General features: G+C 72.1%; 16 protein-coding genes. 10 read left to right on the plus strand and 6 right to left on the minus strand.

The features are described from left to right. The first annotated feature begins 3 nt into the window (after positions 1-3). The 3 genes from BLQ91_RS21110 to BLQ91_RS21120 all read left to right on the plus strand — a co-directional run bounded on the left by BLQ91_RS21110 (position 4) and on the right by BLQ91_RS21120 (position 2,391). Positions 4-282 carry a hypothetical protein gene (locus BLQ91_RS21110; RefSeq protein WP_090098950.1) on the plus strand — a complete coding sequence of 93 codons (279 nt, stop codon included), beginning with the start codon at positions 4-6 and terminating at the stop codon, positions 280-282. Then, entirely contained in the window at positions 279-1,922 is a 1,644-nt protein-coding gene (locus BLQ91_RS21115; RefSeq protein WP_090098952.1) for a GMC family oxidoreductase, read from the plus strand. Before BLQ91_RS21110 ends, BLQ91_RS21115 begins: the two co-directional genes overlap by 4 nt. A gap of 94 nt (positions 1,923-2,016) precedes the next feature. After that, positions 2,017-2,391 carry a YciI family protein gene (locus tag BLQ91_RS21120; protein ID WP_090098954.1) on the plus strand — a complete coding sequence of 125 codons (375 nt, stop codon included), beginning with the start codon at positions 2,017-2,019 and terminating at the stop codon, positions 2,389-2,391. A gap of 123 nt (positions 2,392-2,514) precedes the next feature. On the opposite strand, the gene BLQ91_RS21125 is transcribed toward BLQ91_RS21120, so the two are convergent. Genes BLQ91_RS21125 through BLQ91_RS21135 form a run of 3 tightly spaced genes read right to left on the minus strand, consistent with a single transcriptional unit; the run spans position 2,515 to position 4,759 of the window. Then, the gene (locus BLQ91_RS21125; RefSeq protein ID WP_090098956.1) at positions 2,515-3,183 is read right to left on the minus strand and encodes a CE1759 family FMN reductase; all 669 of its coding nucleotides are present in this window, start codon (positions 3,181-3,183) and stop codon (positions 2,515-2,517) included. After that, positions 3,180-3,605 carry a MarR family winged helix-turn-helix transcriptional regulator gene (locus BLQ91_RS21130; protein WP_245733705.1) on the minus strand — a complete coding sequence of 142 codons (426 nt, stop codon included), beginning with the start codon at positions 3,603-3,605 and terminating at the stop codon, positions 3,180-3,182. The genes BLQ91_RS21125 and BLQ91_RS21130 overlap by 4 nt, the downstream gene beginning before the upstream one ends. Then, positions 3,602-4,759, minus strand: coding sequence for an LLM class flavin-dependent oxidoreductase (locus BLQ91_RS21135; protein WP_090098958.1), 1,158 nt, complete (start codon positions 4,757-4,759; stop codon positions 3,602-3,604). Before BLQ91_RS21135 ends, BLQ91_RS21130 begins: the two co-directional genes overlap by 4 nt. 89 nt (positions 4,760-4,848) lie before the next feature. Between BLQ91_RS21135 and BLQ91_RS21140 the strand changes: the two genes are divergently transcribed. Then, positions 4,849-5,454, plus strand: coding sequence for an ABC transporter ATP-binding protein (locus tag BLQ91_RS21140; protein ID WP_090098960.1), 606 nt, complete (start codon positions 4,849-4,851; stop codon positions 5,452-5,454). Next, positions 5,451-6,746, plus strand: a complete 1,296-nt coding sequence (locus tag BLQ91_RS21145) for a DUF6297 family protein (RefSeq protein WP_143022744.1) — start codon at positions 5,451-5,453, stop codon at positions 6,744-6,746. Before BLQ91_RS21140 ends, BLQ91_RS21145 begins: the two co-directional genes overlap by 4 nt. 241 nt (positions 6,747-6,987) lie before the next feature. On the opposite strand, the gene BLQ91_RS41495 is transcribed toward BLQ91_RS21145, so the two are convergent. After that, complete coding sequence (locus tag BLQ91_RS41495; protein ID WP_176959870.1) at positions 6,988-7,155, minus strand: hypothetical protein; 168 nt, start codon at positions 7,153-7,155, stop codon at positions 6,988-6,990. Positions 7,156-7,385: 230 nt separating this feature from the next. Further along, positions 7,386-8,045 carry a type 1 glutamine amidotransferase domain-containing protein gene (locus tag BLQ91_RS21150; protein WP_090098964.1) on the minus strand — a complete coding sequence of 220 codons (660 nt, stop codon included), beginning with the start codon at positions 8,043-8,045 and terminating at the stop codon, positions 7,386-7,388. Between the two features lie 67 nt (positions 8,046-8,112). On the opposite strand from BLQ91_RS21150, the gene BLQ91_RS21155 reads away from it, so the two are divergent. After that, complete coding sequence (locus BLQ91_RS21155) at positions 8,113-8,994, plus strand: LysR family transcriptional regulator (protein WP_090099197.1); 882 nt, start codon at positions 8,113-8,115, stop codon at positions 8,992-8,994. Positions 8,995-9,007: 13 nt separating this feature from the next. Here the strand turns inward: BLQ91_RS21155 and lexA are convergent, their stop codons facing one another. After that, positions 9,008-9,667, minus strand: coding sequence for a transcriptional repressor LexA (lexA, locus tag BLQ91_RS21160; protein WP_090098966.1), 660 nt, complete (start codon positions 9,665-9,667; stop codon positions 9,008-9,010). An 86-nt stretch (positions 9,668-9,753) separates the two neighbouring features. Here lexA and BLQ91_RS21165 point away from each other — a divergent pair, with 86 nt between their 5' ends. The 4 genes from BLQ91_RS21165 (at position 9,754) to BLQ91_RS21180 (ending at position 12,521) form a co-directional block, all read left to right on the plus strand. Next, on the plus strand, positions 9,754-10,347 hold the full coding sequence (locus tag BLQ91_RS21165) for an RNA polymerase sigma factor (RefSeq protein ID WP_176959871.1): 594 nt from the start codon (positions 9,754-9,756) through the stop codon (positions 10,345-10,347). Next, positions 10,340-11,377, plus strand: coding sequence for a CU044_5270 family protein (locus BLQ91_RS21170; protein ID WP_090098969.1), 1,038 nt, complete (start codon positions 10,340-10,342; stop codon positions 11,375-11,377). The genes BLQ91_RS21165 and BLQ91_RS21170 overlap by 8 nt, the downstream gene beginning before the upstream one ends. Before the next feature lie 79 nt (positions 11,378-11,456). Next, entirely contained in the window at positions 11,457-11,885 is a 429-nt protein-coding gene (locus BLQ91_RS21175) for an SRPBCC domain-containing protein (protein ID WP_090098972.1), read from the plus strand. Between the two features lie 78 nt (positions 11,886-11,963). Further along, complete coding sequence (locus BLQ91_RS21180; protein WP_090098974.1) at positions 11,964-12,521, plus strand: TetR/AcrR family transcriptional regulator; 558 nt, start codon at positions 11,964-11,966, stop codon at positions 12,519-12,521. Positions 12,522-12,554: the final 33 nt, after the last annotated feature.

Consider the following 12,554-nt stretch of genomic DNA (forward strand, 5'->3'; position numbering starts at 1 on the left):
GGGATGGACGCCTTCGTGGAGCTGTCCGCCGAGCTGACCGGGTTCTCGGTGGAGGAGCTGAGGTCGACCGGACTGGTCGAGCAGTACCGCGCGCTGGCCGACGGCGCGTCCGAGGCCGAGGTCATCCAGCTCTGGTACACCGGGGTCTGGCGCGGGGCGGTCCCGGCCGAACGCGCCTACGCCGAAGGCCTGGCGTGGAAGGCGATCGGGGTCGCCCCGCCGGGCACGGCGGGGCCCGGTTTCGGCAGCTGGGAGCACAGACCGCGAAGAAGCGCCCGGTGAGGGCCGTGGTCGTCGGCGCGGGGTTCGCCGGCTCGCTCGTCGCCAAGGTGCTGGGGGACAACGGGTTTCGCGTGCTCGTCCTGGAGGCGGGCGCGGAACCGAACGACGACGCGGTCAGCCGCTTCCGCACGGCGCTCGTCAAGTCGCCGCTCACGCCCTACCGCACGACGGCCGCCGCGCCGTCCAGCGACTACCTGGTCACCACCGGCCCGCACTCGCTCGCGAGCCCCTACCTGCGCATGAACGGCGGCACGGGCACCCTCTGGACCGGCATCACACCCCGGATGCGCCCCGACGACTTCCGCACCGGCGACCTCGGCCGGGGCCGCAACTGGCCGCTGTCCTACGCGGACCTGGAACCACACTACCGCGCGGCGGAGTGGGAGATCGGCATCGCGGCCGACGCGGACGAGCAACGGCAGCACGTTCCCGTCGCCGACGGCTACCGCTACCCGATGCACGCGTTGCCCCGCACGTTCCTCGACCACGCCATAGCGTCCGTTGTGGACGGACGGCGCATCGACGGCCACAAGCTCCTGGTCGTCGGCACACCTCAGGCGCGCAACGGTGTCCCGGTCGACGGATACCGTCCGGACGGACGGCTCTGCGCCGGCTTCGCGAGCTGCGTGCCCGTCTGCCCGGAGGGTGCCAAGTACACACCGCGCCGCACGCAGGAGCGGTGGTCCGCCAGCGTCGAGCTGCGCACCCGCTGCGTGGTGAACCGGCTGCACGCCGACGAGACCGGCCGCATCACCGAGGTCGGCTACCAGCGCTACGAGGACGACACCTCCGGCAGGCACACGCGGCACACGGTGCCAACGGACGTCGTGCTCCTCGCCGCGCACGCCGTCGAGAACGCCAAGCTGCTGCTCATGTCAGGGCTCGCGAACAGCAGCGGGCAGGTGGGGCGCAACCTCATGGGACACCCGGTGCTGCTGACGTGGGGGCTGATGCCCCACCCGATCGGCCCGTTCCGCGGCCCGGGCTCGACGACCGGCATCGAGACCTTCCGGTCGGGCCCCGAGCGCCGCGCACGGGCGCCGTTCCGCATCGAGATCGGCAACTGGGGCTGGGGCTGGTCGGCGGGCAGCCCCGGCTCGGACACCGCCGAGCTCGTCGCCGCCGGTCTGCGCGGGACCGAGCTGAGGAAGGCGGTCGCGGAGCGGGTCGGCAGGCAGTTCACGCTGCAGATCGAGGTCGAGCAGGAGGCGGACCCCGCCAACCGCGTCACCCTCGCGGACGCACGCGACGCCCTGGGCAACCCGCGCCCGTCCGTCCACTACGCGCTGTCGGACTACGTCAAGGACGGCCTGCTCGCCGCGAAAAGGGTGTCGGAACAGCTGTTCCAGATGCTCGGCGCGGAGGACTTCACGGCGTACGAACCGGACGACGGGCACTACTTCGAACACGACGGCGAACCGCTCCGCTACTGGGGCGCCGGGCACAGCGGCGGTACGCACGTGATGGGCACGTCACCGCGCGACTCCGTCGTGGACGAGTGGCAGCGCTGCTGGGACCACCCGAACCTCTACGCGGTCGGGTGCGGGAGCATGCCCTCGCTCGGCACGTCGAACCCGTCGCTCACGATGGCGGCGCTGGCTCTGCGCACCGCCGGGCACCTCGTGTCGGGCAGGCGCTGAAGGAGTTCCGCGCGAAGATGTCGAAAGCTCCGTGACGTCGATCGACGCAGGGGTGGCGGCGGGCGTCGCCGTCAGTCGACATCGAGGAGAGACCATGCGGTTCATGCTCACGCACCGAGTCCGGGAGGACGACCCGGCCTCCTGGGAGCCGAACACCGAGCTCGTCGAGCGGATGAACGCGTTCGTCGGGAAGCTCGGCGCGAACGGCGTCCTGCTCGGCGCCGAGGGGGTGCACCGGACCGGCGCGGTGGTGCGCAGGCGCGGTGCGGCGGTCAGGGCGACGGACGGGCCGTTCGCCGAGGCCAAGGAGGTCGTCGGCGGCTTCCTGCTGATCGGCGCGAAGGACCTCGCGGAGGCCACGGCCGTCGCCGAGGAGTACATCACCTGCTTCGCGGGCGTCGAGGAGATGTCGGTCGAGGTCCGGCAGGTCGCCGAGGCCGAGGACATCGAGCCCTACCAGGCCAGGTAGCCCCAGGGGGCCGCACGTCCCCTCACGGTGACGTGCGGCCCCACCCGAAGAGGAACTCAGCGGGCACGAGCGTGCAGTGGTCGAGCTGCGCGAGAACGAGAAGCTCTCGCGTGGTGCGGCCTTCTAGTTCGCCGCTCCGCCGGCGGCGAGCCTCATCAGGTCGGAGTCGAGGTCGATCGTCAGCTCGGTGCCGCCCGCGCTGCCGAACTCGTGCTGGTAGCTGCCCCAGGACTCCTCGCGCACGGTCTTCTCGAACCCGGCGGCCATGAGCGCCACCAGTTCGAGGGCCGCGCGGTCGATGCGCTTGTTCAGCCCGTTGTCCTGCCAGTCCTCGGTGGAGGCGAACAGCGACGTCGGCACCACGACGGTCCGCAGGTAGGCGAACAGGCCGCGCATCTGGTCGTCGACCACGAGCGCGTGCCGGGCGGTGCCGGCGGTCGCGGCGAGCACGACCGGCTTCGCGATCAGCAGGTCGTTGTCGAGGAGCTGGAAGAACGAGGTGAACAACCCGCTGGCGCCCGCCTTGTAGACCGGCGTGCTCGCGACGACGCCGTCCGCGTGCTGCAGGGCGGAGACCGCCTTCTGCAGCTTCGGCCCGACGTGGTTCGACACCAGGGCGTTCGCGATCTCGGAAGCGAGCTCGCGCAGCTCGACGACGCTCGTGGTGACGGTCTGCCCGCGCCGGCCGGCGAGGGCGGTGACCCGTCCGGCGACGCGGTCGGCGAGCAGGCGGGTGGACGACGGGTCGCTGGTGCCCGCGGAGACGACCACCAGCTGGAAGGTCTGGCTCATTGCTCCTCGTTCTGGCTGAGCTTGCCGGTGATGGCGGCGAGCTGGTCGAGTTCTTCGGGCGTCAGCACGCTCAGGGCGCGCGCGACGCTGCGTGCGTGCGGCCGGCCGATCGCCCGCTGGGTGTCCCGGCCGGCCGGGGTGAGCGACAGGCGCACACCCCGGCGGTCGCCGGGGTCGGGGCAGCGCCGCACCAGACCCCGCTCGACCAGGCGGTCGACCATGCGGGACAGGGCGGGCTGGCTCAGCAGCACGTGCCGGTTCAGCTCACTCATCCTGAGTGGACCGTCGCACTTGGACAGCTGGTACAGCACGTCGTACTCCCGCATGGTCAACTCGCCCCAGACGTCCTCCGCGTTGAACTGCTTCGTCAACACGGCGTACGCCCGCATCAGCGACTCCCACGCCTCGTTGGCACGAGTCACCGCTCGTCCTGGTACGGCGAGCCACCCGTGACGTTGTCACCCCGGTTGGCGTTCGGCCTCGGCTGACGCGCGGGCTTGTCGCCGTACTTCTCCTTCAGGCGACCGGCGTGCGTCGGCGGCTTGGCGGTCTCCGGGTCCTGGCGCGACTCCATCTCCTTGCGCAGCACCGGGACGACCTCCTCGCCGAGCAGGTCGAGCTGGTTCAGCACGGTCTTGAGCGGCAGGCCCGCGTGGTCCATCAGGAACATCTGGCGCTGGTAGTCGCCGAAGTGCTCGCGGAAGGTCAGCGTCTTGTCGACGACCTCCTGCGGGCTGCCGACCGACAGCGGCGTCTGCTCCATGAAGTCCTCCATCCGCGGCCCGTGGCCGTAGACGGGGGCCTCGTTGAAGTACGGGCGGAACTCGCTGATCGCGTCCTGCGACCGCTTGGCGATGTACGCCTGGCCGCCGAGGCCGACGACGGCCTGCTTCTCCGTGCCGTGGCCGTAGTGCGCGTACCGCTGGCGGTAGAACTTGATCAGCCGCATGTAGTGCTCTTTCGGCCAGAAGATGTTGTTCGCGAAGAAGCCGTCGCCGTAGTAGGCGGCCTGCTCCGCGATCTCCGGCGTGCGGATCGACCCGTGCCACACGAACGGCGGGAGGTCGTCGAGCGGCCGCGGCGTGGAGGTGAAGCCCTGCAACGGCGTGCGGAACTTGCCCTCCCAGTCCACGACGTCCTCGCGCCACAACCGGTGCAGCAGGTTGTAGTTCTCGAGCGCGAGCGGCAGGCTCTGCCGGATGTCCTGGCCGAACCACGGGTAGACCGGCGCGGTGTTGCCGCGGCCCAGCATCAGGTCCATGCGGCCCTTCGCCAGGTGCTGCAGCATCGCGTACTCCTCCGCGATGCGCACCGGGTCGTTGGTGGTGATCAGCGTCGTGGCGGTGCTGACGATCAGCTTGCGGGTCTTCGCCGCGATGTGGCTCAGCAACGTCGTGGGTGCGGACGAGAAGAAGGGCGGGTTGTGGTGCTCGCCGATGGCGAACACGTCGAGACCGACCTCCTCGGCCTTCTCCGCGATCTGCACGATCGCGTCGATGCGCTCGGCCTCGCTGGGGGTCTCGCCGCTCACCGGGTCCCTGGTGATGTCGCTCACCGAGAAGATTCCGAACTGCACGGTCCCCGCCTCCTTCGTCCTTCGTGATTAATGCGTTTGCATCTACCCTAACGCCTGGGTGCGCGATCCATTCCCGATACCCTGATCACATGTCGCTGGCCGTGGGGGACGCCGGCTTCGGCTACGGCCCGGTTCCCCTCTTCTCGGGTTTGTCGTTCAACGTGGCACCCGGTGAGGCCGTTGCCGTCGTGGGCGCGAACGGCGCCGGCAAGTCGACGCTGCTGCGGTGCCTGGCCGGGGCCGAGGTGCTGGACTCGGGGAGCGTGCTGATCGGCGGCGCGTCCCTGGACGAGTCGTCAGCCGCGTTCCGGACCGCCGTCGCGTCCCTGCTCGACGACGCCGACCACTTCCCGGACCTGTCCGTCGTCGAACACCTGCGGCTGCTGGCCTCGCTGCACTCCTCGCCCTTCGACGTGCTGGCGCTGCTGGAGGAGGTCGGGCTGGCCGCGGTGGCCGACCAGCTGCCGCCGACGCTCTCGTCGGGACAGCGGCACCGGCTCGGCCTGGCCTCCTGCTTCGTCCGCCCGCGGTCGGTGCTGGTGCTCGACGAACCGGAGCAGCGCCTCGACGCGTCCGGTCGCGCCTGGTTGCGCTCCCGGCTGCTGGCCGAGAAGGCCGCCGGGGTGGCGGTGGTCTTCGCGTCGCACGACCAGGAGCTGGTGGAGGCGGTGGCGTGCCGGACCGTGGTGCTGTGACGGCGGTCCGGCGCCGGTTGCGAGCGCCGGTGCCGTGGCGCGTCAGGGTCGTCCGCGCCTACCCGCTGCTGGTCAACGTCTCGATCACCGGCCTCGTCGGAGCCGGGTGGGCTTCCGCCGGCCTCTCCGGGGCGGGGCGGCCGGGAAGTGCGTGGGTCGCGCTCTGGTTGTCGGTGCTGGCCGCTGCCGTGCTGCTGAAGGTGCTGCTCGCGGTCGGGCCGGTGTTCGCCGGAGCCGACCGGCTGTTCTGGGTGTTCAGCTCTCCGGTGCCGCGCGGGGAACTGCTGCGGCCCCGGTTGGCCTGGCTGCTCGCGGGCGGCGCCGCGGCAGGCGCCGTGTGGCCCGCGGTGGTGTCCGGTGTGGTGGGTACCGTCCTCCCGCCGTTCGTCGCCGTGGGGATCGGGGCTGCCGCCGGGGTGGCGGTGGTGGCTGTCGCCGTGGTGCTGCAGCGCGTGCGGGTTCGTCCGCAGAGGTGGTTGAGCGTGCTGGCCGGCGTCGCGGTGCCGGCGTTGTTCATGCCGCCGGACTGGGACGTCCGGGAGCCCGCGTCCGGCGTGGTCGCGGTCGCGTGGGCGGTGGCGATCACCCTCGCGGGCGTCGCTCTCGAGTCGGTGCGCCACTTGCGGCGGTTCGACCTCGCGGCGGGCGCGGTCCTCGCCGGGGTCGCGCGGGTCTCGGTGAGCTGGTTCGACCTCGCCCTGCTCGGCGCGATCCTCGCCGAACGCCGTGCGCGCGCCCTCGGCCGCGTGAAGTCCGCGCGGTTGCGAGGCTCTCGTCTCGTGGTGCTGGTCTGGAGTGACGTCCTGCGCCTGCGCCGCAGCCCGAACGCCCTGCTGGTCTGGGCGGCCCTGCTCCCCGTCCCCGGACTCGTGGCACTGGGCGGCGAGGTCGAGGTCGTCGCGGCCGTCCACCTCGTCGCCGCGTTCCTCGCCACCGACCGGCTCGCCGCGGGCTTGAAGTCCGTGTGCCGCTCACCCGCGCTGCGCCGCGCCCTGGGCCTGCCGGACCGGACGCTGCGCCTGGCGCACCTCGCGTTCCCCGCGGCCGGTGCCGTGCTGTGGTGCGCGGTGACGACCGCGATCACCCCGCACGTGACCGTGCTCAACGGAGTCGTCTCGGCGGTGGGCGCGGTCGCGGCCGTATATCGGATCGCGACGCGGCCGCCGGTCGACTACGGTGCCGCGATCGTGAGCGTCGGGTTCTACGGACCGGCGCCGCTGGGGCTGGTCGTGCAGCTGAGTCGTGGCCCGGCGCTGCTGGCCGTGCTCGCGGTGGCGCAGACGGCGTTGTGAGGCAAGGGGGACGGACGTGCACGCGGGGAGCTTGAGCTGCACGGGGGCAAGGTGTAATCGCAGCCGATGCTGACGCCGGCTGGACGCACTCCTCGCCGCCCTCCGCGCCTTTCGAGGTGGTGGAGGTGGAGGAGGAGTACGTGGTCGACGACGACGCGTTGCACATCGGCGACGGCTGGATCAGCGGGCCGGGCAACTGGCACCGCGACCGCGACGAGAGGATGCGGCGCGCACCCGCCGGTCAGGAGGGGTTCCAGTCGACGTACCAGCCGCTCGCGGAGGTCGACCTCGTGTTCGAGGAGGACCTGCCGATCGCGCCGGAGCCCGTGCGGATCGCCGGCACCACCCTGCTCGCGGCGAGCAGGGAGCTGTCGCTCGCGTGGAAGGTGCAGTGGCTCGCGACCGACATGTGGCCGCAGGTCAAGGACCTCCACGACACCGCGCTGCTCGTCGGTCACGCCACCGTCGACACCGCCGTGGTGCGGGAGCTGATCAGGCCGGAGGGGGCACGACACGGACGGGTTCGGACCGGAGCCGGTGGCGCGCCCCGGCGACGTCGACCGGGGAACGCGCCGTCCGAGCTGCCGGTCATCAAAGCGACGAACCCGCCCTGCCGCGGCGGATCGCGGCAGCGCCTCGTCAGGCGAGCAGGGAGGCGACCCGCTCCGCGGTGGCCACGGTGGACTGCGGGTTCTGACCCGTCACGAGCCTGCCGTCCACGACCACCGTGCTCGACCACGGCTCACCCGTGCGCAGCCGCGCGCCCAGTTCCGCCAGCCGTCCGGCGACCGAGTAGGGGACGTCCAGGCCGCCCTGGCGCTCCTCCTCGTCGCTGAACACCGCCATCTCCTTGCCGGCGAAGACGAACGTGCCGTCCTCGCGGACCGCGCTGAGCAGCCCGGCCGGCCCGTGGCACAGCGCCGCGACGAGCTTGCCGCCGTCGTGGAACGCCGCGAGCAGGCCGCCGAGCGTCGCGTCGGAAGCCAGGTCCGCCATCGGGCCGTGACCGCCGGGCAGGTAGACCGCGTCGAAGTCGGCGGCCCGCACCGACGACAGCGACACCGGGGCGCGCAGGTCCTCCAGTGAGGCGACGGCCTCGTCGAACGTGCCGTCGAGGCTCGCCTTGTCCACGGTCGGCACGACACCGCCCGGCGTCGCCAGCGTGACCTCGACGCCCGCCTCGCGCAGCACGCGCACCGACTCGACGACCTCCTCGGCCCAGAACCCCGTGGGGTGGCTCGTGCCGTCCGCCAGGGTGAGGGAATCGGCGGCGGACACGACCATCAGTAGCTTCTTCATGCGTCCAGGACATCACAGATCCGCAGAACTTGTCGGCGGAGCTATAAGCTGCCTTATGGCTGACGGCTTGACGGACCTCGATTTGCTCGCGACGTTCCTGGAGATCCACCGCAGCGGCTCCCTCACCGCCGCGGCCGCCCGGCGCGGGCTCACCCAGCCCGCCGTGAGCGGCCAGCTCGCCAGGCTGGAGAAGCACCTGGGCCAGCCGCTGTTCGTCCGGGGAAGCCGTGGCGTCACGCCCACGCCCCGCGCCGACGAGCTCGCGCGGCGGGTGGGGCAGCACGTCGACCAGCTCAGGACGGCGCTGGATCCCGAACCGGGGCTCGACGGCACCGTGCGGATCGGGGGAGCGGCGGAGTTCCTGACCGTCCGCGGCCTGCCCGCGCTCGCCCCGCTGACCCGGCGCGGACTCCGGTTCGACGTCGTGTTCGGCCTGGCCGGGGACCTGCTCGCCTCGCTGCGGGCCGGGCAGCTCGACGTCGTGCTGTCCTCGGTGCGGCCGCCGGCCGGGTTCACCGCGATCCCGCTCACCGACGAGGAGTTCCTGCTGGTCGGCCCGCCGCTGCTGGCCAGGACCGTGGACCCGGACCTGCTCGCGCGGGACCCGGCGCGCGCCCTCGAGCACCTGCCGCTCGTCGCCTACTCCGACGACCTGCCGATCATCCGCCGCTACTGGCGCAGCGAGTTCGGCAGGCGCCCGCGCGCCACGACCGCGATGACGGTTCCGGACCTGCGCGGGGTGCTGGCGGCGGTGATCGCCGGTGCCGGGGTCTCCGCCCTGCCGCGCTACCTCGCCGAACCCGCGCTGGCCGCCGGTTCGGTCGAGCAGCTGCACCACCCGGAGGTGCCGCCGCTCAACACCCTCTACGTCGTCACCCGCGGAGCGACGACCCCGGCCGTCGACGCCGTCGTGGACCACCTGCGCTCCCGCGACTGGGGTGGCCTGTAACGGTCCACAGTGGTCAGATGCTGCGGAGCACCGAGACGACGACGCCGAGGATCACGGCCTTGTCGCCGTCGATCACGGGGTAGGCCGCGTTGCGCGGCTCGAGGTGCACGTGACCGCCGCGGCGCTGGTACACCTTGACCGTCGCCTCCTCCTCGATCATCGCGGCCACGATCTGCCCGTTGTAGGCCTCGTGCGTCTGGCGCACCACCACGGTGTCGCCGTCGCAGATCGCCGCGTCGATCATCGAGTCACCGCGCACGCGCAGCGCGAACACGTTGCTGCCGCGCCCTACCAACCCGCGCGGCAGGTGCAGCACCTCGTCCACGTGCTCGATGGCGGAGATCGGGGCGCCGGCGGCGATGTCGCCGACGACCGGCACCGAGATCGAGTCACTCGCGCCCCGCCCCGGCACGACCGGCGCCCCGCTGAGGAACACCCGCACGTCCATCGGCCGCGTCACGGAACCGCCGCGCTTGAGAAAACCCTTGTCCTCCAACGCCGCCAGGTGCTTCGACACGCTGGACGACGACTTCAGCCCAACCGCCTCGCCGATCTCGCGGGTGCTGGGGGAGTAGCCGTGCTCGACGACCCAGTCCCGGATGGCGACCAGGATCTTCTGCTGGCGCTCCGGCAGCACCGTCGTGTCGAGCTCAAGATCGTCGTAGGCGGTCATCGGGCGATAGTAGTGATCGGGACGCGCGACACGATCGGGTGGCTGTCGATCGGGAACGCTCCGGGGTCCTGCGGTCAGGTGGGGATGTGCGAAGCGACGTGGCGCCGGTGGCGCTGAAACCCGAGACGAGGGCGCCCGCGGTGCTGGACGAGGCCGCACTGCTGGCGCTGTACGAGACGACGGCCGAGCGGCTGCACCGCTACGTGGCCAGGCGGGTCGGTGCCGACACCGCGCAGGACGTGGTCTCCGAGGCGTTCCTCGTGCTGTGGGACCAGCGGGCCGGGCAGGTCTACGAGGCCGATGCCGTGCGCGCGTGGCTCTACGGCGTGGCGACGAACCTGTTGCGCGGTCACGTGCGGGCCGAGGAACGCAAGCTGCGGGCGTGGAGCAAGGAGCACGCCGCCCGCACCGACGAGGCCGACATCGGTGACCGGGCGAGTGCGGCGGCGGACGCCGAGGTGCTCGCCGGTCCGCTGACCGCGTGGCTCGCCGAACTGCGGATCGAGGAACGCGAGGTGTTGCTGTTGCACGCCTGGGCGGACTTCACGCCGACCGAGATCGCCGTGGCGCTCGACGTCCCGGTGGCCACCGTCCGCACCAGGCTGCACCGCGGCCGCGCCCGGCTGCGCACCCGTCTCGCCGCCACCGACCACGACTCCAGCGAGGAAAGCGATGCCTGAGCCCACCAAGTCCGAGACCCTCGACCGCGTGCTCGACGCCGCCCTGGCCCGTGCCGGTGCCGAACCTGTCCGGTTCGACGTGGCGGCGGGCAGGATCGCGCTGGCGGCCGCTCTGGCGGACCGCACGTCCGGGAGGCCGCGCCGCCGCACCCGCTGGCTCGCCGCCGCGGCCGCCGTCACGGTGCTGACCGGCGCGGGTCTGGCGGCCTCCACCGTCGACCTCACCGGCGGCGGGAACGCCGCGACAGCCGCCGAGGAGCTGACCAGGGCCGCCGACCTCGCTTCCCGCGTGGTCGAACGCCCGGTCGGTCCCGGCCAGTTCCGCTACGTGCGCAGCAGGTACGAGGGGATCACCACCGGGGCCGGTCCCGGGGAGGCGACCCACACCGACCTGACGCAGGAGGAGTGGGTGCCCGCCGACCGGCGCGACGAGTGGCTGTTCCGCAACGAGATCAACTCGGTGCGGTGGCTGGAGGGCCACGAGGGCCAGGGGCAGCCGCAGGCGGGCACGTCGTTCGAGGACGGCCAGGAGTTCCGCGGCAGGTGCGGCAGGTACCCCTACTTCGCCGAGGGACAGCCGGACCGCTGCACCGCGGGCTCGTTCGGCAACCCGACGCCGGAGTTCGTCGCGGCGTTGCCGGAGGACCCGGCGGCGTTGCTGGACGAGTTGAGGAAGGCCGGCGGCACCGGCGACGCGGGCGCGCTGGTGGAAGCGGGCGAAGCGCTCGGGTCGGGGGAGTACCCGGCCCGGGTGCGCGCGACGATCTTCCGCGCCCTCGCCCTGCTGCCGGGACTGGTCGTGACCGAGAAGAGGGCGAACCTCGACGGCAAGGAGGGCGTCGCGCTCGGCCTGAAGCACTTCGACGACTTCACCGAGATGATCATCGACCCGGACAACGGCGACTACATCGGTCGCCGAGAGACCGTCGCCGTGGACCTGCCGCACGACCAGGGCGGTCTGGAGAAGGGCACCGTCCGCAGTTCGTCCGCCGTGACCACCAAGGTCGTCAGCTCCCTGGGCGCCCGATAACTCGCAACCCTGGAGTTGCACATTGTTCCGGGAATGTGCAACTCTGAGGTTGCACTTATTCGCGGACCTGGGAGTTGTCGTGAACGTGGACCGGATCGAACGCGAGACCCTGATCGAAGCGCCGCTGGAGCGGGTCTGGCGGCTGGTGACCGAACCGGGGTTCTGGGTGGCCTCCGAGCCGTCGGGCGCGGCGGTCGAGGGGGAGACGACGTTGTGCAGGAACGAGCGGTACGGCGACTACCCGGTGCGGGTGGAGACCGTCACGCCGCGGACCTACGTGTCCTACCGGTGGGCGAGCGCGTTCGAGGGGCAGGACCTGCGCGAGGACAACACGACGCTGGTCGAGTTCACCCTCACGCCCGAGGGCGCCACGACCCGGCTGAAGGTCGTCGAGAGCGGGTTCGCCTCGCTCGCGGGCCCGCCCGAGCTGCGCGCGAAGGCCCACCGGGACAACACGGGCGGCTGGGGTGAGGTGCTCGACGCGTTCGCGAAGCGGGCCGGAAGCTGATGGCGTGGACGTCGGCGCGTGGTCGCGCTCGGCAGGATCCGTCACCGATGTTCCGAGCCACGCCGTTAAGTTTGGCCTGTGCCGAACTCAGCCGACCGCGGTCGCCGCACCCGTGAACAACTGATCGACGCCTCCGCCCGGCTCGTGGGCGAGGTCGGCTGGGGCGCGGTGACCACACGGCTGGTCGCGGAACGGGCGGGCGTCAACCCCGCGCTCGTGCACTACCACTTCTCGTCGGTGCAGGAGCTGCTGTCGACGGCCGCGCTGCGGTTCGCCTCGAAGGTGCTGGAGGAGTCCGCGGACGCGCTGCGCGAGGTGCCGCCGGCCGAGGGCGTCGAGCGGATCTTCGAGGACCTGACCCGCTTCACCGGCACCGACCCGGAGTCGTTGCTGCTGGCCGAGGCGTTCCTGGCGGCGCACCGGCTGCCCGGGCTGCGGTCCGGCCTGTCGGCGCTGGTCGCGGACTTCCGGGAACGGGTCGCGGACTGGCTGCGGGCGACTGGTGTTCGTGACGCCGACGAGGTGGCCTTGTTGTTGGCCGCGGCCATCGACGGGTTGGTGCTGCACCGCGCGCTGGACTCCTCGGTCGACTTCCGCGCGGTCGCGCGCCCGTTCCGGCGTCTCGTCGAGAGCTGACCAGCGCAGTTCGCTCCCGGCCTCGGCGAACTC

The sequence above is a fragment of the Lentzea jiangxiensis genome (genome assembly GCF_900104175.1).
Lineage (GTDB): Bacteria > Actinomycetota > Actinomycetes > Mycobacteriales > Pseudonocardiaceae > Lentzea > Lentzea jiangxiensis.